This is a genomic window from Litoreibacter sp., from assembly GCF_039974535.1.
GTDB lineage: Bacteria > Pseudomonadota > Alphaproteobacteria > Rhodobacterales > Rhodobacteraceae > Litoreibacter.
This window is the reverse complement of the sequence record NZ_JBDWIU010000012.1, coordinates 179,327-199,087: the sequence shown is the minus strand read 5'-3', so window position 1 is coordinate 199,087 and position 19,761 is coordinate 179,327. Positions and strand designations below refer to the sequence as shown.

The window sequence follows — 19,761 nt, the reverse complement described above, 5'->3', positions numbered from 1 at the left end:
CAACATGGATATTTTTAAGAAAACCCGCGCCATGTTCCACCTGCCCGAGAACATGACATATCTGGACGGCAACTCCCTTGGGCCCCTTCCCTATGCCGCGCAAAACCGTGTGGACGCCATGATGCGGGACCAATGGGGTGAGATGCTGATCACCGGATGGAACAAGGCAGGATGGATGGACCAGCCGTCGCGTGTGGGCGACCGTGTGGGCAAACTCATCGGCGCAGAGGCGGGCCATGTGGTGATGGGCGACACCCTGTCGATCAAGGTCTACCAAGCGCTGGCCGCAGCACTGGAGTTAAACCCCTCGCGCAATGTCATCTTGTCAGACAGCGGCAACTTCCCCTCCGATCTGTACATGGCCGAGGGGCTGATCCGCATGCTGGACCGCGACCTAGAGTTACGTGTCGTCGCTCCGAAAGATGTTGCCAGCAACTTGGGCGACGACATCGCCGTCATGATGCTAACGCAGGTAGACTACCGCACTGGCCGTATGCACGACATGGAGCAACTGACTAAACTGGCCCATAACGCTGGTGCGATCACCGTTTGGGACTTGGCCCATTCCGCAGGGGCGGTTCCCGTCGTTGTTGCTGCTGCTCAAGCCGATTTTGCCGTCGGATGCAGCTACAAATACCTCAATTCCGGCCCCGGCGGCCCTGCCTTCATCTATGTGGCCCCGCGCCATGCGGAAGTGGTAAACCCCGCCCTGTCCGGCTGGCTTGGCCATGCGTCCCCTTTCGCCTTCGATCTGAACTACAAACCCGGATCAGGGATCGAGCGGATGCGAGTGGGTACACCGCCCGTGATCCAGATTGCCGCCCTTGAGGCCGCTTTGGACGTTTGGGACATGGTCGATATGCAAGACGTCCGCACCCGTTGCATCGAGCTATCAGAACTGATGATCACCGAGGTCGAGGCACGCTGCCCCGACCTAACCCTTGCCTCCCCGCGCAACTCAACCGAGCGTGGCAGTCAGGTCTCCTTCGCCCATGAGGAAGGCTACGCCATCATGCAGGCCTTGATCGCCCATAGGGTAGTCGGAGACTTCCGCGCACCGAACATTCTACGCTTTGGCATAACACCGTTATATGTGGGAGAAGAGGACATCCTGAAGGCTGCAGAAACCCTGCAAACCATCATGGACGGCCGTCTATGGGATCGCGACGCCTATAAAACCCGCGCCCGCGTCACCTAACGGCGCAAGTGATAGGTTAAGGCCGCGTTGATCACGTAGTCGATAACCTGCGCCTCCGCGTCCAACAACACGCCACGCTTGCTTTGCAACGCCGGCAAATCGCCGAACCTAGCGCGGGCATCCTCGATGATCGTGGTGCTACATGGGACCATCATCGCCGCCTGTCCCGACAGTTGAGCAAGACGAATGGTCGTCCCCGTTTTAGGTGCGTTCGTCAGATAGGCAGGCTCTCTCCATTTCAAGGTTTCGGTCAGAGGTCCAACTTCCGCTATAGTCTCGGCGGTTTGGTAAATAACCTGACGTATCGCCAGAAGGCGCTTCGTCGTCTCAGGGGGGAACCCTTCAAATGCGCGCAAAACGTCAACGGGTGGTAATTCAGCTAAACTCATGAGCCCTCCTTTGAGATTAATCCTACACTACCTCTGATGCCGCTCACAAATCTTGCTATACTCAACACGACCCGACCTGCCAAAATGGCATAGTTTGGGACACAGGCAATAAACGAGCACCCAATGAACACCTTCCTTTTCGCATCGACATTATACCTGCTAGCGGCCTGTGTCGCAGTCCCCTTGGCGGTGCGCCTAGGGTTGGGGTCGGTTTTGGGGTATTTGACTGCAGGCATCATGATTGCCCCGCTCGACAGCTTGGTTGGATCGGACGCGCAAAGCCTGCAGCATTTCGCGGAATTTGGCGTCGTGATGATGCTGTTTCTCATCGGGTTGGAGCTGGAGCCTCGTGCCCTTTGGGACATGCGCCACAGGCTAATTGGCCTTGGAGGGCTACAAGTCGGCCTGACCACCGGCTTGATCCTAGCGGCAGCGATGGCCTTGGGGGTTCCATGGCACGCCGCGACGGCGATCGGGTTGATATTTGCATTATCTTCGACGGCTATCGTATTGCAAACACTGAATGAAAAATCTCTAATGGGAACCAACGGCGGGCGCTCAGCCTTCTCGGTGTTGTTAACCCAAGACATCGCAGTGATCCCGATGTTGGCGCTGGTGCCACTGCTTGCTTGGCCCGGTTTGAGCAATATCACAACTGCTGCTCACGGCAGTGATGGTCATGACGCTGCAAGCAATGTGATAAACATGTTGGACGGCTTGCCGGGCTGGGGCGTCACTTTGGTGACCTTGGCCGCCATCGCCCTTATCGTCATCGGAGGGCACTTCCTAACCCGCCCCATCTTCCGCTACATCCACCGCGCCCGCCTGCGCGAGATGTACACGGCCGTATCACTGTTGTTCGTGGTGGGGGTCGCCGCCCTCATGGTCCTCGTGGGCTTGTCCCCTGCTTTAGGCGCATTCCTTGCGGGGGTCGTCTTGGCCAACAGCGAATTCCGGCACGAATTAGCTGCGGATATTGAACCCTTCAAGGGCCTGTTGCTGGGCTTGTTCTTCATCACAGTGGGTGCGGGGATCAACTTCACAACGCTGATGGGGGCGCCGCTGGTGATCCTTGGGCTTACAATCGGCGTGATGGCGATCAAAGCGGGCGTCCTTTTCGTTCTGACACTTCTGTTTAAGATAAAGGGCCGCGACAGAATGCTGTTCACTTTGGGCTTGGCACAGGCGGGGGAGTTCGGCTTCGTGCTGACCAGCTTCACGGTGCAGCAAAACGTCATCCCAACCGAGATGGCAGAGACGTTGCTCCTAGTCGTCGCCTTGTCGATGCTTCTCACGCCCTTGTTGTTCATCGTTTACGACAAGCTGCAGCACAGGTTCTCGGATCATCGCGAGGCCGCACCGCACGACCACATTGACGAGCAGCAACCCGTCATCATTGCGGGCATTGGTCGCTTTGGGCAAGGCGTGACCCGATTGCTGAAAAGTTCCGGTTTTCAAACTACGGTTTTGGACCATGACTTACCCTTGATCCAACTGATGCGCCGCTTTGGCTTCAAAGGGTACTTTGGCGACCCTACCCGCCCCGAAATGCTACATGCAGCGGGGCTGGCCGAGGCCAAGTTGCTGGTTGTCGCAGTCGATGACAGGAGCGCCGCCAATAGTATCGTCAAATTCGCCCGCAAAGAGCGCCCAGATCTAAAGATCATCGCCCGCGCCCGTGACCGTGCGCATGTATTTGAACTGTACAAAGCAGGTGCCGATAAGATCGTGCGCGAAGTGTTCGACAGCTCCCTACGCGCCGGACGCTACGCCCTAGAGGAATTGGGACTGACCGAACATGACGCCCATGAGCAAGAAGTAGCCTTCTTCCGAATGGACCGTGCCGCCATGTCTGAACTCTCCATCCTTTGGGACCCCAACATCCCCGTTAGAAAAAATGAAGCCTATCTGGAGCGCGCAAAAGAACTTAACCGCGACCTAGAAATTGAGCTCCTCGCAAAGCTAACAAAGCCCAAGGAGCCACAAGGCGACGACACTTAACCGTCTGACACACCTGCCTCAGCGAAGGTTGCCATGCCGCTATGACACGCAACTGCAGCCTTCAGCACACCAATCGCCGCCGCCCCGCCAGAGCCCTCGCCCAAACGCAGTCCCAAGGACAACAGTGGCTCTTTGCCCAAGCCGTCCAACATTTTGCGGTGCGCACCCTCGGCGGATAAATGCCCTGCAACACAGTGGTCCAAAGCCCCTGTACGCGCTTTCTGAAGCACAGACGCCGCAGCGGTGCAGATAAAGCCGTCCAAGATCACCGGAATGCGGTGCGCACGGGCGGCTGCAATCGCGCCAACCATGGCCGCCAACTCGCGCCCGCCCAAACAGCGAAGTACCTCCAGCGGGTCACGCGACGTATGCAGCGCCAAGCCCTCGTCGACAACGCGCGCCTTATTGGCCAAGCCCGCGTCATCCACCCCAGTGCCGCGCCCAACCCAGTCGGTTCCAGTGCCGCCAAACAAGGCCGCACCCAATGCAGCAGCGGGTGTTGTGTTGCCGATCCCCATCTCGCCTGTGACCAATAGATCCGCGGAGGGGTCAACCGCGTCCCAACCCGTTTGCAAGGCTGCCACGCATTCTGCTTCGCTCATCGCAGGGCTTTGGGTGAAATCTGCGGTCGGCGTGTCCAGATCAAGGGCGTGGACGTTCATCGTCGCACCAAAGGTCTTCGCCAATTGGTTAATCGCAGCCCCACCATGCTCAAAATTCGCGACCATCTGCACGGTCACTTCCGGCGGGAAGGCCGAGACCCCTTGCGCGCAAACCCCGTGGTTGCCCGCGAAGATCACAATCTGCGGGGCGTCCAGCGTTGGGCGATCCGTGCCGCGCCACCCTGCGTACCAAATTGCCAAGTCCTCAAGACGACCTAGGGCACCTGGTGGCTTGGTCAGTTGACCATTGCGCGCCTGCGCCCCAGCCACCGCTTGCGCATCTGCGTCAGGGGCCGCCGCAAGGGCGTTGGAGAATTCGATCAATGTTGTAAACGGGGCCATGTTCTGCTCGCGATTGTAAATGCTGCTGCATCTGTTTACCCCTGAGGCACACAGATACAAGTAGATGGCGGCGTCACCTTATGAACAAATCCGACATGGCCCTCATAAAATGCGAAGATATTTGGGTGGCACTGGGCCTTTTGACCCGATTGCCCCTGCCAGATCGCACTTGGAACGAGGCCCGCCCCGCCGCAATGGCCGCATGGGCCTATCCGGTAACGGGTCTAATTGTTGGAGGGATCGCCTGCGCCATTGCCTGCATTCTTATCGCCCTTGGTTTGCCATCAGGAATGGTCGCCGCAGCGGTTTTGTTGTGCTTGAGCCTGTTGACCGGAGCCATGCATGAAGACGGTTTGGCAGATACCGCTGACGGTCTATGGGGTGGCACCACGGTAGAGCGTCGTTTGGAGATCATGAAAGACAGCCATATAGGCGCGTATGGTGTCATTGCCCTGATCGCTGGTTTTGCCATGCGGTGGAGCGCACTGACCGCCCTGCTGACAGCCGGCTGGATTTGGGGACCAATCATCGTCGCTGCCATGACATCCCGCCAAGTGATGTCATATGTCATGGGCGCACTTCCGAATGCGCGCGATACGGGCTTGTCGAATTTAACGGGGCGCCCGTGCGGGAAGGCCCCGATTGTCGGTGCGGCCCCCTGCCTCATCGTCATCCTTTTGGCATTCGGTATCTCGGGACTTCTGCTCGCCTTCATCGCAGCCATAAGTGCATTCATGTGCATCGCAATCGCACGCGCGAAAATAGGTGGCCAAACGGGGGATATCCTCGGCGCAACACAACTGGTCACTGAAATCGCAATCCTCGGCGCGATTGCTGCGCTGGTGCTCTAGTGCCCCAATAGAAAAAGCCGCCCGCCCTTATCAGGCGCGCGGCTTTGTAGATGTCATTTAGACCGGCTTAAGCAGCGACGGTGCGGCTGATCAATACGTCGTCGATTTCTTTCATCGAAGATGGCTCATCCTTGCCTTGAACAACCGCAATTTCGCGGGTCAGACGCTCAAGGGCCGCTTCATAAAGCTGACGCTCAGAGTAGCTTTGCTCGCGTTGGTCGCCATGGCGGTGCAGGTCGCGGACCACTTCAGCAATGGCGATCAAATCGCCCGAGTTGATCTTTTGTTCATACTCTTGCGCACGGCGCGACCACATTGCGCGCTTCACGCGGGCTTTGCCTTTAAGGGTTTTGAACGCTTGGCCCACAAGGTCAGGCGAGGACAGCGGACGCATGCCCACTTCGATCGCCTTATGCGTTGGCACGCGCAGGGTCATCTTGTCTTTCTCGAAGGCCACTACGAACAATTCCAGCTCGATGCCCGCAACTTCTTGCGTCTCGATGTTGACCACTTTGCCTACGCCATGTGCTGGGTAGACAACGAACTCGTTGGGGCTAAAGTCTTGTTTTTTCTTGCTCATTCATATTCGTTCCCACTCGGAAACGCCCTTCTTAAACAGCGAAAAAGACGGGCCGGAGAAATGCCTCCGGTCAATCCTAAGTCTTGTCTGATTTTCAGCACCCGAGTGAAACGTCGTATAGGTGCCCTTGTTCCTTTGAAGGCACCATACCACAGAATCGGTTCAATCAAAAGCCATGCTGGTTTTATGTCTCCCGTAGGCCTTTGACTTCGCGCAAAACTGGCGTCTTAGCCGCCCTCGCCGGGCTTCTCGGAGAAGTACTTCTCAAGCTTGCCATCTTCGCCGTCGCGTTCTTCTGCTTCGGGAAGTTGGTCTTTTTTGGTGATGATAACCGGCCACAGCTCCGAGTACTTGCGGTTAAACTCGACCCATTTTTCCATGTCTGGCTCAGTGTCAGGGCGAATAGCGTCGGCCGGGCACTCTGGTTCGCACACGCCGCAGTCGATGCATTCATCTGGGTGGATGACCAACATGTTCTCTCCCTCGTAGAAACAATCTACTGGGCAAACTTCTACACAATCAGTGTATTTGCAGGCGATGCAGGCGTCGTTGACTATATAGGTCATGAGCGGTGTCCGATTTTTCTTACGCGCTTGTCCTAATGCTCATCACAGGATCATTCAAGACCACGATCACGTGAAAGATCCAGACTGCGGCGATCTTTCTTAGTTGGCCGCCCCCCAACGCGGTCTGCACCGGGGGTCTTCGGCTTGACTAACTGTACAGGGGTTTTATCGATGAAGAGCGTTTGGGCCTCTGGTGCCGGCCCACGCCGATCGCCGCATGCGGCGATCTCCACCACCCTGATCTGATTGCCCTGCGGGAAAGTCAGTGTGTCCCCAGCTCCGACTTTGGTGGCAGCTTTGTCGACTTTATTCGAGTTCACCCGCACATGCCCCCCACTGACCAGTTTGGCCGCCAGCGTGCGCGTCTTGAAGAAACGCGCATGCCAGAGCCATTTGTCTAGGCGGATTTTGGAGGGAGCCCCGGTCAGTCTTTTTTCAGCCCCATCAGGGCTGCTGCAAACGGGTTGTCAGGATCGATGGCTTTTTCCTTCTTAGGCGGGCGAGCCTGATAGTTTTGCGCCTTGTTGTCGCGGCGCGGGCCACCCTTGCCTTTAGGTTTGCCACCCTGCTTGCCTTTGCCACGGTTGTCGCCTTGCGGGCGGCCACCTTCGCGCGGCTTGCGCGTACCAAAGCCACCCCATGTGAAGGTATAGAACACCTCCTTCTCAGGGACTGGAGCGGAAGCTGCGGCCTCAGCATCTGTCTTCTCAGCCGGAGCCTCGGGCGTTTCAGCCTTTGCGGCACCCTCTTGCGTAGGAGCTGCCTCTGCTGGGGCCGCTTCCGCGCTTTCTTCGGCTTTCGGGGCCTCGGCAGGAGCCGCTTTGACCTTGTCACGCTCGTCCTTCGCGGCCTTGTAACCAAGTCCGGCCATCAGGTTCGCGAATTGCTCCAGCGTCATGCCGGTAATCGACAGCATGTCGGCTTTGGCCTCAAAGCCACCACGGCTGTCTTCGGCACGCAGTTGGTCGGCCAAGCGTTCCAACATATCAATCCGGATCGCCCGCTCGCCCGCAAGGCGGTAGCCAGCTTGGGTGTAGTAGCCCTCAGGCGCATCAGCGACGGACGGCACAGTTACCAGACCGGGGGGCGGGGATTCGGGGAATTCCGCCAAGTCTTTTTGCAACGACCACAAAACCAAGCGCAAACGCGTAGGCGCGGGTTTCAGCAGCAAAGGCATGAAGATGGTAAACTGACCAAAGCGAATGCCGTGCTTGCGCAATGCGCCGCGCGCATCTTGGTCCAGCGCCTTCACGTCTGCAGCAACCGCGTCGCGGGTCAAAACGCCCAAGGCTTCCGACACCTGAAAGGCAAAGCCCTTGGCCAAACCGGTCAGCGTCTCGTCGTTGGACAGCGCCATCATTGGCTCAAACGCGGCCGTAATCTTGCGGTCAATGAAGTGTTGCAGGCGGCGTTTGACCTTCTCGGCCACATCCGCACCTGCTTCGTCATCAACGAAAGCCTCGACTTCTGGCTTCAGCGCGGAGGCGCCTTTCACCAGCTTGCCCACGGCCATGTCGCCCCACATCAGGCCACCTTGCTCGGTGAAGTCCATCTCGGTATCGGGCGCGTTGTAAAACTTGTCCGCGCGCAGGTTGAAATGCGGCGTTAAGGCCGCCAGCGCGGCTTGGCGCAGCATTTTGGCCTCGTCCGGGCTAGAGGTTTGATCCTGCCGGAACCGAAACCCATCAAGACGGCCGATCATCTGATCTTCTACCGTCACTTCACCCTTGTCGTTCACGTCAGCCACGAGGCTCTCCTTCTGCTTCAACCGCCGCAGCAACACTGAGGTGCGCCGGTCGACAAATCTTTGCGTCAGCGCCCCGTGCAGGGCATCCGACAATCGGTCTTCTACAGCACGGGTTTCCCCGCGCCAATGGGTTTCGTCTTGGACCCACCCTTTGCGTTGCGCAACATAGGTCCATGTGCGGATAAACGCCAATCGCTTGGACAGCGCATCTATGCCACCATCGGTCCGGTCGATACGGGCAATCTGGCGTCCCAAATAATCGCGCGGCACTTGGCCCTTGTCGTGCAAGTAGCCAAAAATCGCCTCCAACAAGGCGGAGTGTTCGCCCTGACTGATTCCCCTGAAGTCGGGAATGCGGCACACGTCCCACAGCAGTTTCACATCCTGCGGTGTGGATACCCGCGCGTCCACCTCCGTCACCTCGCGCAAGGATTTGAGGGCCAGCACGTCATCCGCGTCCCGTGCGCGGCTCAGCCAGTCATCATCCGTGTGCTTCTCCAGGCTTTGCAGCAAGCGCCCGATGGAGCCGAACTCAAGCCGGTCATTGCGCCATTGCAGCTTCTTAATCGGGGTAAATTGCGCCGAAGTGATCGCGTCCACAATCTCTGGCTCTAGGTCCTGCGCCTCGCCCGTCACCCCAAAGGTTCCAGGTTGCATGTAGCGCCCTGCCCGCCCGGCTATTTGTGCCAACTCGTTGGGCATAAGTCTGCGCATGCGCCGCCCGTCAAATTTCGACAACGCGGAGAAAGCCACATGGCTCACGTCCAAATTCAGCCCCATACCGATGGCGTCCGTGGCTACCAGATAGTCGACGTCCCCGTTTTGATACATCTCAACTTGCGCGTTGCGCGTGCGCGGCGACAGTGCCCCCATCACAACCGCGCATCCGCCCTTTTGGCGACGGATCAACTCGGCGATGGCATAGACGTTTTCAACCGAAAATCCGACAATCGCGCTGCGCGGCTTTAGCCTGCTGATCTTTTTGGAGCCCGTATATGTCAGCTCCGAGAACCGATCGCGCCGCACGAATTGCGCCTTTGGCTCCAGCGCGGCAATCGCGCTTTTCATGGTGTCGGAGCCCATGAACAGCGTCTCAAGTAACCCGCGCGCGCGCAGCAATCTGTCGGTAAACACATGGCCGCGCTCAGGATCGGCGCACAGCTGTATCTCGTCGATCGCTAGAAAATCCGCGCCCATGCCGTCGGGCATGGCCTCCACCGTGCAGACCCAATATGCGGCGCGGTCAGGCACGATACGTTCTTCGCCCGTGATCAGCGCCACAACAGAAGGGCCGCGAAGGGCAACGATTTTGTCGTAGACCTCACGCGCCAACAGCCGCAGCGGCAGGCCAATGATGCCTGTACGATGCGCCAGCATGCGTTCAATTGCGTAGTGGGTTTTGCCGGTATTCGTGGGGCCAAGAACCGCGGTCACGCGTGCCTGTTGGCTCATATCTTGCCCTTAGTATTCAGACGTCGAAACGTATCGCTAAATGTCTTGGCCGGAAACTTTCTTCTCCAGCCGCTCAATAGTTTCTTTTAGGCCTTCGCGGTGGGGATGTATAGCGGCTGCGGCCTTATAGGCGGTTAAGGCGTCAGCGTCATTTCCAAGCTCTTCCATAATGCGCCCGAGCCCTTGCATTGCGCCAAAATGGTTGGGGTTAAGAGCCAACGTGCGCTGAATATCTGCAATGGAGAGGCCGTATTGCTCTGCGTTGAAAAAAGCAGTCGCCCGCGCGTTCCAACCTTCGGCGAATTCTGGCGCATGGTCAATCAAAGCGGTCAGGTGCTCGATTGCCTTTGAAAAATCGCCCGCCTCCATCGCCCGACGCCCGCGCATCAATAGCAAATCCATCGAGGCTGACCCTGATTTGGACCATTCCGCCCAAATTTTGCGTTCAATCGCTTCCACGTCTTGTAGTTCCGGCTCAGCCAGTTGAGTGTAGAGTTCATCCAGTTTCGCCTCATCGGCATAACTCGGACCACTAAGAGCCATAATCGATACGAATGCCGTAACGAAAATATTGAGGACTGTGCGGGAAACCATCATAATGCCTGCAAGTCTAACGGGTGATTTGCGAAAATCAAAACCTACAAATGCCCGTTCAATCACTTTTATAGGAGATCTGGATCATGAGTGACGTAATCAACAAAGCCGTAGAGGCCCTTGCAGGCAAAATGGACGGCGGCTTTGACGGCTCCGTTAAGTTCGTGATCGAGGGCGAAGGCGCCATTATGGTTGACGGCGACGGTGTGCGCGCAGGCGACGACGAAGCAGAATGCACCATGACCGCCGACACCGAAACCTTTGAGGCGATTCTCTCGGGCGACTTGAACCCAACCTCGGCCTTCATGACCGGCAAACTGTCCGTCGATGGCGATATGGGCACCGCAATGAAGCTGGGGTCCGTTCTGTCGTGACCCTTACCCCTGCCCCATTCCACGCCGATGTCGCCAATGGACCCGAAGGCGGATGCGCCTACTGGCTCACCACATCGGATGATGTTCAAATACGCATCGGCGTTTGGAATGGCGGGGACAAAGGAACCGTGCTGCTTTTTCCGGGTCGCACAGAATTCATCGAAAAATATGGGGCAGCCGCAAAGGCCTTTCAGGACCGCGGCTTCTCAACGGTAGCGGTTGATTGGCGCGGGCAAGGCCTTGCCGCCCGCGCGCTCGACAATCGCCTCATCGGTCACGTCGACAAATTCAACGAATACCAAGCGGATGTCGCCGCTGTCATTGCTGCCTTGCCAGAATTGAACTTGCCTAAGCCGCTTGGGCTGTTCGCGCACTCCATGGGGGGATGCATTGGTCTGCGGGCCTTGATGGAGGGCCTCCCTGTCGTTGGAGCTGTCTTCACTGGCCCCATGTGGGACATTGCCTTGGACCCCGTGCGCCGCAGCGCTGGCTGGGTGTTGTCCAGCCTGACACGCAACACACGGTTTGAGCGACTTATAGCGCCCGGAACCTCCGAGACCTCCTACGTGTTGGCCCACCCCTTTGAAGACAACCTGCTGACCCGTGACACGGGTATGTTTGAAAACATGCGTCAGCAATTGATCGCGCATTCAGATCTTGCCCTTGGTGGCCCTTCCTTTGCTTGGTTCAACGAGGCGCTGAAAGAATGCCGCGCTTTGGCACTTAACCCATCACCTGACGTGCCAACGATCACTTTCCTTGGCACCAATGAGCGTATCGTCGACATGGACGCCATTCGTGACCGCATGGCCCGCTGGCATAACGGCGACTTGCGCATAATCGAAGGCGGTGAGCATGAGGTTGCCATGGACCTACCCGATGTTCAGGCAGAGGTCTTCGATGGCGCCGTTGAGTTGTACCTGAAAGCTGCGGCCGACGCTTAGGCGTCGACCAGCACGCCGTTCTCCAGCCGGACAACTCGGTCCATCCGACCAGCCAACTCAAGATTATGGGTCGCTATAAGTGCGGCCAAACCGGTGGAACGCGCCAAGGCCATCAACGCGTCAAACACCTGATCCGAGGTACCCGGATCAAGGTTGCCCGTCGGCTCGTCCGCCAGCAACAATCCCGGTTTGTTGGCCAAAGCACGACAGAATGCGACGCGTTGTTGCTCGCCTCCCGACAACTCACCCGGACGATGCGCGGCCCTTGATGACACGCCGACCTTCTCCAGCAGCTCAGAAGCATAAGCCTCAGCATCGCGCTTGGACACGCCTGCAGCCAGTTGCGGCAGTACGATGTTCTCCAACGCGCTGAATTCCGGCAGCAGGTGATGGAACTGATAGATAAACCCGACCTTGGACCTGCGCGCCGCCGTGCGTGCACGATCACTCCTGCCGCTTAGGTCATCCCCGTCGATCACGACGCGTCCCTTGTCAGGCGTGTCGAGCAACCCAGCAGTGTGTAGCAAGGTGGACTTACCCGCCCCTGAGGGGGCGACCATGGCGACGACCTCGCCAGCGGCGACCTCGAGCTGAACACCGCGCAGCACCGCGATCTCGTTAGGTTTGCCCGTGTTATAGACCTTCTCGACACCGTCGAGCAGCAACGCCGCATTACTCATAGCGCAAGGCCTCCACAGGGTTCATCCGCGCCGCACGGCGGGCCGGAAAGATAGTCACAACGAAGCTGAGGAACAGCGACAATGAAATAGCAGACAGCACGTCGCCCATCTCAAGGCGTGCTGGCAACTTGGAGATCAGCCGGATTGACGGGTCCCAAACGCCCCCACCAGCAACCCAATTCACAACGCCGAAAATCTGGTCAATATAGATGGCAAACAGGCACCCAATGATCATGCCAAGGATCGTCCCGATCACCCCGATGGAGGCCCCGCAGATGAAGAATACCCGCAGCACAGAGCCTTCGGATAACCCCATCGTGCGCAGGATACCAATGTCGCGGCCCTTGTTTTTCACCAGCATGATCAAGCCGGAGACGATGTTCATCGAGGCAATCAACACCAGCACGGAGAGGATCAAGAACATCACATTGTCCTCCATCTCCAACGCATTCAGGAATGCGCCCGAGCTATCGCGCCACGTCCACAAAAGCGCCCCCTCGCCAGCTGCCGAGAGCAACGCGCGTTCTTGCTTGGTGACGTTTTCGGGGTCATCAAGGATCACCTCGATCTCATCAGCCACGCCTTCGCGGTTGAAATATTCCTGCGCCTTGTCGAAGGGCATATAGACCCGCGTGCGGTCAATGTCGTAGCGGCCAACTTGGAAGATGTAGACCACCTCAAACGCCACGATACGTGGAGAGGTGCCGAAAGCTGTCTTGGTGCCATTCGGCGAGATCAGCCGAACTTTATCCCCGACAGACGCGCCCAAGCTGCGCGCAACGCCCCAACCGATGGCAATTGTCATGCCATTATTGGCCAAACCAAATTGCGACAAATCCCCTAGTTTTTGTTCCGGATCGACCACGCGGCGCACGCTCGCCAGATCATCGGCGCGGATGCCGTAGACCTCCGCGCCGGCATTGCCGCCCGATGCCACCGAGGCCATAACCTGCCCCTTCACCAAGGGAGCTGCACGAACAACACCTTCAGCCGCGGCCATCTGAGCCGTTAAGCCGTCATAATCGTCGATGACTTGAGCATAGGTTCCCGTCGATGTGGTTTGTCCCGACGAATAGACCGTGACATGGGCGTTCGCGCCCAAGATCGTGTCTACAAATTCATAGCGAAAGCCGGACCGAACAGCCAAGGTGATGATCAACGCTGCAACCGCCAAGGTGATGCCGATCAAGCTGATCCACGTCATCACGGACACGCCGCCTTCCGCGCGTTTGGCACGCAAATAGCGCCATGCGATCATCCATTCGAACCCCGAAAACGGGGGGGTAGTGGTGGGGCCGTTGCTGCTCAACTGCGTTCTCCGCTTTGCTTTTGCCGTCACGTTTGCGCTGATCCTTTATGCGGGTCAAGTCTGCGGCGGCAACATGTCGCCAACACTTCATTATTGGGCGCAAGCCGAACCTCCAAACTGAATTCAGATCATTTCTCCCAAAATATCACCCGATTTAGGGATTTTCCACCACGCTTTGCGTTGGAAATGCGCCCGATGGTACGACAATATGTCGTACACACTTATGTGAAGGACCGAAAAACAACTCGTCCGTCAAGCGCGTGAAGGCCTTCCAATTTGAAGTCTCGGTTCCTCGCCTGAATGCAAAAAAATGAAAACAGACGGTCGCAATGGGAGACAGTATTATGTCAACGAAATTAGTAATTGGCCTTGATGGGCACAGCTCGGGGGAGCGCGCATTAGAGTTCGCAAAATCTCTAGCTGAGCAGATCGGGACCTGCGAAATACACGTGATTTATGTCATTGAGTGGTCGCCATATTCTTTCCAAACCGCCGAAGAAAACGCGCAACGCCATAAACGCCGTGAAGAGGAAATCTCCACCGCGCAAGAACGGGTTGTCACGCCAGCAATCGCATCGTTGACCAAAGCCGGCCTCACGGCAAATGGCCTCGTCCGTCACGGTAATGTTGCTGACACGTTGAACGATATCGCCAAAGAAACCGGTGCTGCGCAAATCATTGTAGGCCGTTCCACCGAGTCTGGCTTGTCCAAACGCATCTTTGGCAGCTCAACCGCGAACCTCGTGATGGAAGCCAGCGTGCCCGTCACCGTTGTCAACTAAAGGGGCTGACATGAAACGTATCAATCAATTCGCGGCGTCTGCTGCACTTCTGGCCGCTTCTGCAGGCCCTGTCTTGGCGCAAGAGGCCGAAGGTCTCGATGCCCGTGTAAACGCTGCCTTCGCGGCGGCAACTGGGCCTTTTGTGGGCTTCATCTTTGCTCCACTGCCCTTTAACGTGATGGGCCAGCCCTTCCCGTGGATCGTGATGTGGCTGGTGATCGGTGCCGCAGTTTTTACCCTGTATTTCGCCTTCGTTCAGTTCCGTTTCTTTAACCATGCGATTGCGCTGGTGAAAGGCGACTACTCTGATCCAAATGACGCAGGTGAAGTCAGTCACTTCCAAGCCTTAGCCACCGCGCTGTCGGGCACGGTTGGCCTTGGCAACATTGCCGGTGTGGCCGTTGCCGTGGGCATTGGTGGGCCGGGGGCCACATTCTGGATGATCCTTGCGGGTCTTTTGGGGATGGCCTCCAAGTTCACCGAATGCACTTTGGGCGTGAAATATCGCAATGAATATCCTGATGGCACCGTCTCTGGTGGGCCGATGTACTACATCTCGAAGGGCTTTACCGAGCTGGGACTTCCTGGCGGCAAAATCCTAGCGGTCCTGTTCTCGGTGTTCTGTATCCTTGGCGCACTTGGCGGCGGGAACATGTTCCAAGCCAACCAAGCTCACGCGCAAATCCAAGGCGTTCTTGGCTTTGAGTTCTCTGGGTTGATTACTGGCTTCATCTTCGCAGCTATCGTTTTCGTTGTCATCGTAGGCGGCGTGAAATCGATCGCATCCGTCACCGAGAAAGTGGTCCCTTTCATGGGTATCCTCTATGTTGGTGCGGCACTGATCATCTTGATCGTCAACTACGACAAAATCGGCTGGGCCTTTGGCCAAATTTTCGGCGGGGCGTTCACTGGTTTGGGCGTTGCAGGCGGCATGGTCGGCGCGTTGATCCAAGGGTTCAAACGAGCGGCCTTCTCAAATGAGGCGGGCGTTGGCTCGGCGGCGATTGCGCACTCTGCGGTGAAGACCAAAGAACCAATCACCGAGGGTTTCGTATCCTTGCTTGAGCCACTGATCGATACCGTGATCATCTGCACAATGACCGCTTTGGTTATCACCATCTCGGGGCAGCTGATCATTGATCCAGAAACTGGCAACTACATGCTGAATGAAGCTGGCTCCGCAATTGCGACTGTGGACGGCAACGGTGGCGTGGCACTGACTTCGGCAGCCTTCGCATCCGGCATCAGCTGGTTCCCATATGTGCTGGCGATTGCTGTGGTTTTGTTTGCCTTCTCAACCATGATCTCTTGGAGCTACTACGGCCTCAAGGCTTGGACATACCTGTTCGGCGAGGGCAAAACCTCTGAGCTGGTGTTCAAGCTGATCTTCTGCGTGTTCATCGTCATCGGTGCCGCAGCGAGCCTTGGCCCAGTGATCGACTTCTCCGACGCGGCAATCTTCGCCATGGCGGTGGTCAATATCTTCTGCCTCTACTTCCTGATGAAGCTGGTCAAGGCAGAGTTGGCGTCCTACTCCGCGCGTCTGTCATCGGGTGAAATCAAGAAGTTTACTCACTAAGTTGAGCACAAGTTAAAACACTAAGGGGCGCCTCTTATGGCGCCCCTTTTTTATTGCACCGCTTGGCGGGCATCTAATTAATCTTGCGCAGGGCAACGGTCAGCCACGTGGGCAAACCACCGCCACCTCACCGAACGGCAATCAGTCCAGCGCAGCAACCGCTTCGGACAAATGCGCCAAACGCGCGTTCAGTTCTTTGGAAATCTCGGCAATCTCTTCTTGCAGTTGCTTCTTGGTTATCGCCACTGCCTTGCCATCGCTCAACAGGTGATCCAACTCATCCACCGCCGCGGCCAAAAGCGGGGAAATCTCCATGCGGACCTCGTCCGACCCCGCCATCGGCTTGCCCAGACGTTTAAAATCATAGCTTCGGCGTTTGGGTAGGATCGATCCGCGCGGACGGCCGTAGTTAATCTTCAGCACATCCATATCGTTTGATACCCGCACCAAAGAGTAGTGCACAATCTGATTGGGATTGCGGACGCCCATTTCGGACAGGTTTGGAGTTTCTACGCTCATCTGAATTCCTTCACGTTAATGCCGACTAAAATAGCTGGAGCCTTCACAGTATAACTTCGCACATAAAAAGCGACGATTTACTGGTGGGTGGGAAAAATTGCGAAGCAATCGGCCTGTAGCGTTTATTCCACAGGCCGAATGCGGGAAGCTTAATGGTTGGCGTAGATCGCGGCCACCTTGGCCACTGCATCCGCCGGCGACATCTCTTCGCTTTCGCCAGTGCGGCGCGATGTCAATTCGACCACGCCGTTTTTCAGACCGCGTGGGCCAACAGTGATGCGCCAAGGCAGGCCGATCAGATCCATCGTGGCGAACTTGCCCCCTGCCCGTTCTTTGCGGTCATCATAAAGCGGCTCAAGCCCCAAACCGGTCAAAGATTTATACAGGCTTTCACAGGCTGCATCCGCGTCTTCGTCGCCCTGCTTAAGGTTCACAATACCGCAGTGATAAGGCGTGACACCTTCGGGCCAGATGATGCCCTTATCGTCGTGGCTGGCTTCAATAATAGCACCCAACAAACGGGACACACCGATACCGTGCGACCCCATGTGAACAGGCACAGGCTTGCCGTCAGGGCCTTGGACGGTGGCTTTCATTGCCTCCGAATACTTGGTGCCGAAGTAGAAAATCTGACCAACCTCGATGCCACGAGCGGTCTTGCGACGTTCCTCTGGCACTTCATTAAACAGCGCCTCGTCATGCGTCTCGTCGGTGCGGGCGTATTTGGTTGTGAATTCTTCCATTACGCCTGCGCATTGTTCCACGTTGTCGTAGTCAATCTCACGATCGCCAAAGGTCAGATCGGTCACCGCACTGTCGTAGAATACCTCCGACTCGCCCGTCTCCGCCAACACCAAGAACTCATGCGTATCATCGCCACCAATCGGGCCACTGTCGGCACGCATTGGGATCGCTTGAAGCCCCATACGCTCATAAGTGCGCAGGTAGCTGACCAGATGGCGGTTGTACGCATGCAGCGCGTCTTCCTTGGTCAGGTCGAAGTTGTATCCGTCCTTCATGTAGAACTCGCGACCACGCATGACGCCAAACCGCGGGCGGCGCTCGTCGCGGAATTTCCACTGGATTTGGTACATGGTCAAAGGCAGGTCTTTGTAGCTGCTCACGTGGGAGCGGAAGATGTCGGTCACCATCTCCTCCGCCGTTGGGGTAAACAGCATGTCGCGGTCGTGGCGGTCTTTGATGCGCAGCATCTCTTCGCCGTAATCGTCATAGCGGCCAGACTCTTTCCACAAATCAGCAGATTGAATCGTCGGCATCAACATCGCCATATGACCCGCACGCTCTTGCTCCTCATGGACGATATTCTCAATCTTCTTGAGAACTTTGTAACCTAGCGGCAGCCAAGAATAGATGCCCGCCGAGGATTGTTTGATCATGCCAGCACGCAGCATGTAGCGGTGCGACACGATCTGCGCCTCAGAAGGCGTTTCTTTCAGGACGGGCAAAAAGTAGCGGGACATGCGCATGATATTTGGTCTCTCTCATGAGTGGTTGCACTTGGGTTACGCCAATGCCCGCCCCTTGCCAAGTTGGGGCGTATGATTTTTCACTAAATCGAGAAAATCAGCCTGCCTAACGGATCACCGTTTCCGCATCCAACGCTGAGGCCAAGGATGCAAACCGCGCCTGTGCCACCTCGCCAAACAGGGCTTTCGTATCAGGATGCAGCTTCAGTTTCAGGACCCGCTTTTTAGGGTGCCACTTGAGCTGCCCCATCAATTCAGGTCGTTGAACCGAGAACATCGCCCCAAACCGCATGGCTTTGCCCAGCACCTCGGCGTCGCGCAGTTCCCGTGCGGACAGCAGATCGAACAACTCTTGAAACGGGGTGCCATTGCGCGAATTCTTGTAGCGGTGCAGCAAAGCCGTTCCCAAGAAAACGCGTCCTGCGTGATCCAATCCCCCAAGATTGGCGCGGGTGGAATTGTCGAAAACAACCTCCGCACGGTAATCGGGGTGCGCGCGCCAGCTGACATCATGCAACAGGCAAGCGGCTTTTATCAGGCGAATACGCTCTGGCGAGGCCTTCTCAAACAAGGGTTCAATGAAGCGGTACAAAAACTTGCCAAATCCGGGAATACGGGCGTTCGCGGCCTCATCATAACGGCAGGCTTCGATCAAAGGATCGCGGCGTTTCAGCTCAAACGGCATCTGCTCATACAGCAAGCCTTCGCGGATCCCGTAGCTTGAAACCGCCACCGACTTGGGTTTGAACCGCTGGATCAGCGACTTGAGCACTTGAGCCGCAATCGGCACCAAACGCATCCGCGCCTCGGAATTACCGGTCATCGCCCGCAATTCGTCCACGCTAAATTTATTGATCCATTTCACAGTTTGCAGGATTGATTTGGCTGTCATTCGATACTCGTGAAGCACCTTCAACGGATAGCCGCGCCGCTCCATATCCAGCCGCGCGATTGCCCGCCAAGAGCCGCCCACCAAGAACAACGTCTTGTAGTCGCCATCAATTTGGCTGCGCAGATCATCCACAGTGTCGTCAATCACGGCTTTGCGCGCTTTGGCCCCGCCCTTGAGGCTCATCAATTTCAAAGGGCCGATTTGCGAGGACACGCGCCGCCCAACGGCCCCGTCAGACAATTCCGCCAATTCCATGGAGGAGCCGCCGATATCGCACATCAACCCTTTTGCCTCCGGCCAACCAAGAAATACGCCCTGACCAGACAGTCGCGCTTCCTCCGCTCCTTCGGCGACCCAAAGGTTCAATCCGGTCTCGCGGGCAACCTCGGCGCAGAAATCCGGCCCATCCGCGGCGTCGCGAACCGCAGCGGTCGCTACGCAAGTCATCGGCGACACGCCCATGCCCTTTGCCAACAACGCGAAGCGACGCAACGCGGCCAGCGCGCGGTCGCGGCCTTCAGGGTTGAGATGCCCCGTTTCCGCAACGCCCGCACCTAACCCCGCCATTACCTTTTCGTTAAAGAAATACGCAGGGCTGCGCGCGGCGCCGTCAAACACCACCATCCGCACAGAGTTTGAGCCCACGTCAATGGCCCCTACCCGCTTTAGCGCCTTGGATTTTGGGTCGTTGAACAGGGGGCGGCCAAAGGGGCCGTCGTCGTCGTGATGTCCGTCCAAAGCTCGTCTCGCTTTTGGTTCATTTCCCGGCCTCGACCATGCCGCTTGGCAGCCCCACACGTCAATGTGAAATGA

Annotated in this window: 19 protein-coding genes; 7 read left to right on the top strand and 12 right to left on the bottom strand. The window is 57.1% G+C overall.

The window, feature by feature from the left end; genetic code table 11:
- Positions 1 to 4 precede the first annotated feature (4 nt).
- Positions 5 to 1,198: a kynureninase gene (gene kynU / locus ABJN86_RS13925; protein ID WP_348363454.1), complete on the top strand. Its 1,194-nt coding sequence runs from the start codon at positions 5 to 7 to the stop codon at positions 1,196 to 1,198.
- Here kynU and ABJN86_RS13920 read toward each other — a convergent pair.
- On the bottom strand, positions 1,195 to 1,587 hold the full coding sequence (locus ABJN86_RS13920) for a DUF1801 domain-containing protein (RefSeq protein ID WP_348363456.1): 393 nt from the start codon (positions 1,585 to 1,587) through the stop codon (positions 1,195 to 1,197). The genes kynU and ABJN86_RS13920 overlap by 4 nt on opposite strands.
- 123 nt (positions 1,588 to 1,710) lie before the next feature.
- On the opposite strand from ABJN86_RS13920, the gene ABJN86_RS13915 reads away from it, so the two are divergent.
- Positions 1,711 to 3,588 carry a cation:proton antiporter gene (locus ABJN86_RS13915; protein ID WP_348363457.1) on the top strand — a complete coding sequence of 626 codons (1,878 nt, stop codon included), beginning with the start codon at positions 1,711 to 1,713 and terminating at the stop codon, positions 3,586 to 3,588.
- Here the strand turns inward: ABJN86_RS13915 and cobT are convergent.
- A complete protein-coding gene (cobT, locus tag ABJN86_RS13910; protein ID WP_348363459.1) occupies positions 3,585 to 4,592 on the bottom strand; it encodes a nicotinate-nucleotide--dimethylbenzimidazole phosphoribosyltransferase in 1,008 nt (335 codons plus the stop codon). The two genes, ABJN86_RS13915 and cobT, sit on opposite strands and share 4 nt — an antisense overlap.
- Before the next feature lie 80 nt (positions 4,593 to 4,672).
- On the opposite strand from cobT, the gene ABJN86_RS13905 reads away from it, so the two are divergent.
- Positions 4,673 to 5,443, top strand: a complete 771-nt coding sequence (locus ABJN86_RS13905; RefSeq protein ID WP_348363461.1) for an adenosylcobinamide-GDP ribazoletransferase — start codon at positions 4,673 to 4,675, stop codon at positions 5,441 to 5,443.
- Between the two features lie 67 nt (positions 5,444 to 5,510).
- Here the strand turns inward: ABJN86_RS13905 and ABJN86_RS13900 are convergent, their stop codons facing one another.
- The 5 genes from ABJN86_RS13900 to ABJN86_RS13880 form a co-directional block, all read right to left on the bottom strand.
- Positions 5,511 to 6,023 carry a CarD family transcriptional regulator gene (locus tag ABJN86_RS13900; protein WP_348363462.1) on the bottom strand — a complete coding sequence of 171 codons (513 nt, stop codon included), beginning with the start codon at positions 6,021 to 6,023 and terminating at the stop codon, positions 5,511 to 5,513.
- 227 nt (positions 6,024 to 6,250) lie between these two features.
- Complete coding sequence (fdxA, locus tag ABJN86_RS13895) at positions 6,251 to 6,589, bottom strand: ferredoxin FdxA (RefSeq protein ID WP_348363464.1); 339 nt, start codon at positions 6,587 to 6,589, stop codon at positions 6,251 to 6,253.
- Between the two features lie 50 nt (positions 6,590 to 6,639).
- Positions 6,640 to 7,017: an RNA-binding S4 domain-containing protein gene (locus ABJN86_RS13890; protein ID WP_348363781.1), complete on the bottom strand. Its 378-nt coding sequence runs from the start codon at positions 7,015 to 7,017 to the stop codon at positions 6,640 to 6,642.
- On the bottom strand, positions 7,014 to 9,788 hold the full coding sequence (locus ABJN86_RS13885; RefSeq protein WP_348363466.1) for a helicase-related protein: 2,775 nt from the start codon (positions 9,786 to 9,788) through the stop codon (positions 7,014 to 7,016). Before ABJN86_RS13885 ends, ABJN86_RS13890 begins: the two co-directional genes overlap by 4 nt.
- A gap of 36 nt (positions 9,789 to 9,824) precedes the next feature.
- Positions 9,825 to 10,385 carry a tetratricopeptide repeat protein gene (locus ABJN86_RS13880; protein WP_348363467.1) on the bottom strand — a complete coding sequence of 187 codons (561 nt, stop codon included), beginning with the start codon at positions 10,383 to 10,385 and terminating at the stop codon, positions 9,825 to 9,827.
- A gap of 83 nt (positions 10,386 to 10,468) precedes the next feature.
- Between ABJN86_RS13880 and ABJN86_RS13875 the strand changes: the two genes are divergently transcribed.
- Positions 10,469 to 10,756 (top strand): SCP2 sterol-binding domain-containing protein, encoded by a 288-nt coding sequence (locus ABJN86_RS13875; RefSeq protein WP_348363468.1) that lies wholly within the window; start codon positions 10,469 to 10,471, stop codon positions 10,754 to 10,756.
- Positions 10,753 to 11,700 (top strand): alpha/beta hydrolase, encoded by a 948-nt coding sequence (locus tag ABJN86_RS13870; protein ID WP_348363470.1) that lies wholly within the window; start codon positions 10,753 to 10,755, stop codon positions 11,698 to 11,700. Before ABJN86_RS13875 ends, ABJN86_RS13870 begins: the two co-directional genes overlap by 4 nt.
- On the opposite strand, the gene ABJN86_RS13865 is transcribed toward ABJN86_RS13870, so the two are convergent.
- Positions 11,697 to 12,380, bottom strand: a complete 684-nt coding sequence (locus ABJN86_RS13865; RefSeq protein ID WP_348363471.1) for an ABC transporter ATP-binding protein — start codon at positions 12,378 to 12,380, stop codon at positions 11,697 to 11,699. The two genes, ABJN86_RS13870 and ABJN86_RS13865, sit on opposite strands and share 4 nt — an antisense overlap.
- Positions 12,373 to 13,638, bottom strand: coding sequence for a lipoprotein-releasing ABC transporter permease subunit (locus ABJN86_RS13860; RefSeq protein WP_348363783.1), 1,266 nt, complete (start codon positions 13,636 to 13,638; stop codon positions 12,373 to 12,375). The genes ABJN86_RS13865 and ABJN86_RS13860 overlap by 8 nt, the downstream gene beginning before the upstream one ends.
- 395 nt (positions 13,639 to 14,033) lie before the next feature.
- On the opposite strand from ABJN86_RS13860, the gene ABJN86_RS13855 reads away from it, so the two are divergent.
- Positions 14,034 to 14,471, top strand: a complete 438-nt coding sequence (locus ABJN86_RS13855; RefSeq protein WP_348363473.1) for a universal stress protein — start codon at positions 14,034 to 14,036, stop codon at positions 14,469 to 14,471.
- A gap of 10 nt (positions 14,472 to 14,481) precedes the next feature.
- Positions 14,482 to 16,050 (top strand): alanine/glycine:cation symporter family protein, encoded by a 1,569-nt coding sequence (locus tag ABJN86_RS13850; protein ID WP_348363475.1) that lies wholly within the window; start codon positions 14,482 to 14,484, stop codon positions 16,048 to 16,050.
- Positions 16,051 to 16,191: 141 nt separating this feature from the next.
- Here the strand turns inward: ABJN86_RS13850 and ABJN86_RS13845 are convergent, their stop codons facing one another.
- The 3 genes from ABJN86_RS13845 to ABJN86_RS13835 form a co-directional block, all read right to left on the bottom strand.
- Positions 16,192 to 16,569, bottom strand: coding sequence for a DUF3461 family protein (locus ABJN86_RS13845; RefSeq protein WP_348363476.1), 378 nt, complete (start codon positions 16,567 to 16,569; stop codon positions 16,192 to 16,194).
- A 149-nt stretch (positions 16,570 to 16,718) separates the two neighbouring features.
- Complete coding sequence (gene proS / locus ABJN86_RS13840) at positions 16,719 to 18,056, bottom strand: proline--tRNA ligase (protein WP_348363477.1); 1,338 nt, start codon at positions 18,054 to 18,056, stop codon at positions 16,719 to 16,721.
- A 106-nt stretch (positions 18,057 to 18,162) separates the two neighbouring features.
- Complete coding sequence (locus ABJN86_RS13835) at positions 18,163 to 19,686, bottom strand: Ppx/GppA family phosphatase (protein ID WP_348363479.1); 1,524 nt, start codon at positions 19,684 to 19,686, stop codon at positions 18,163 to 18,165.
- Positions 19,687 to 19,761: the final 75 nt, after the last annotated feature.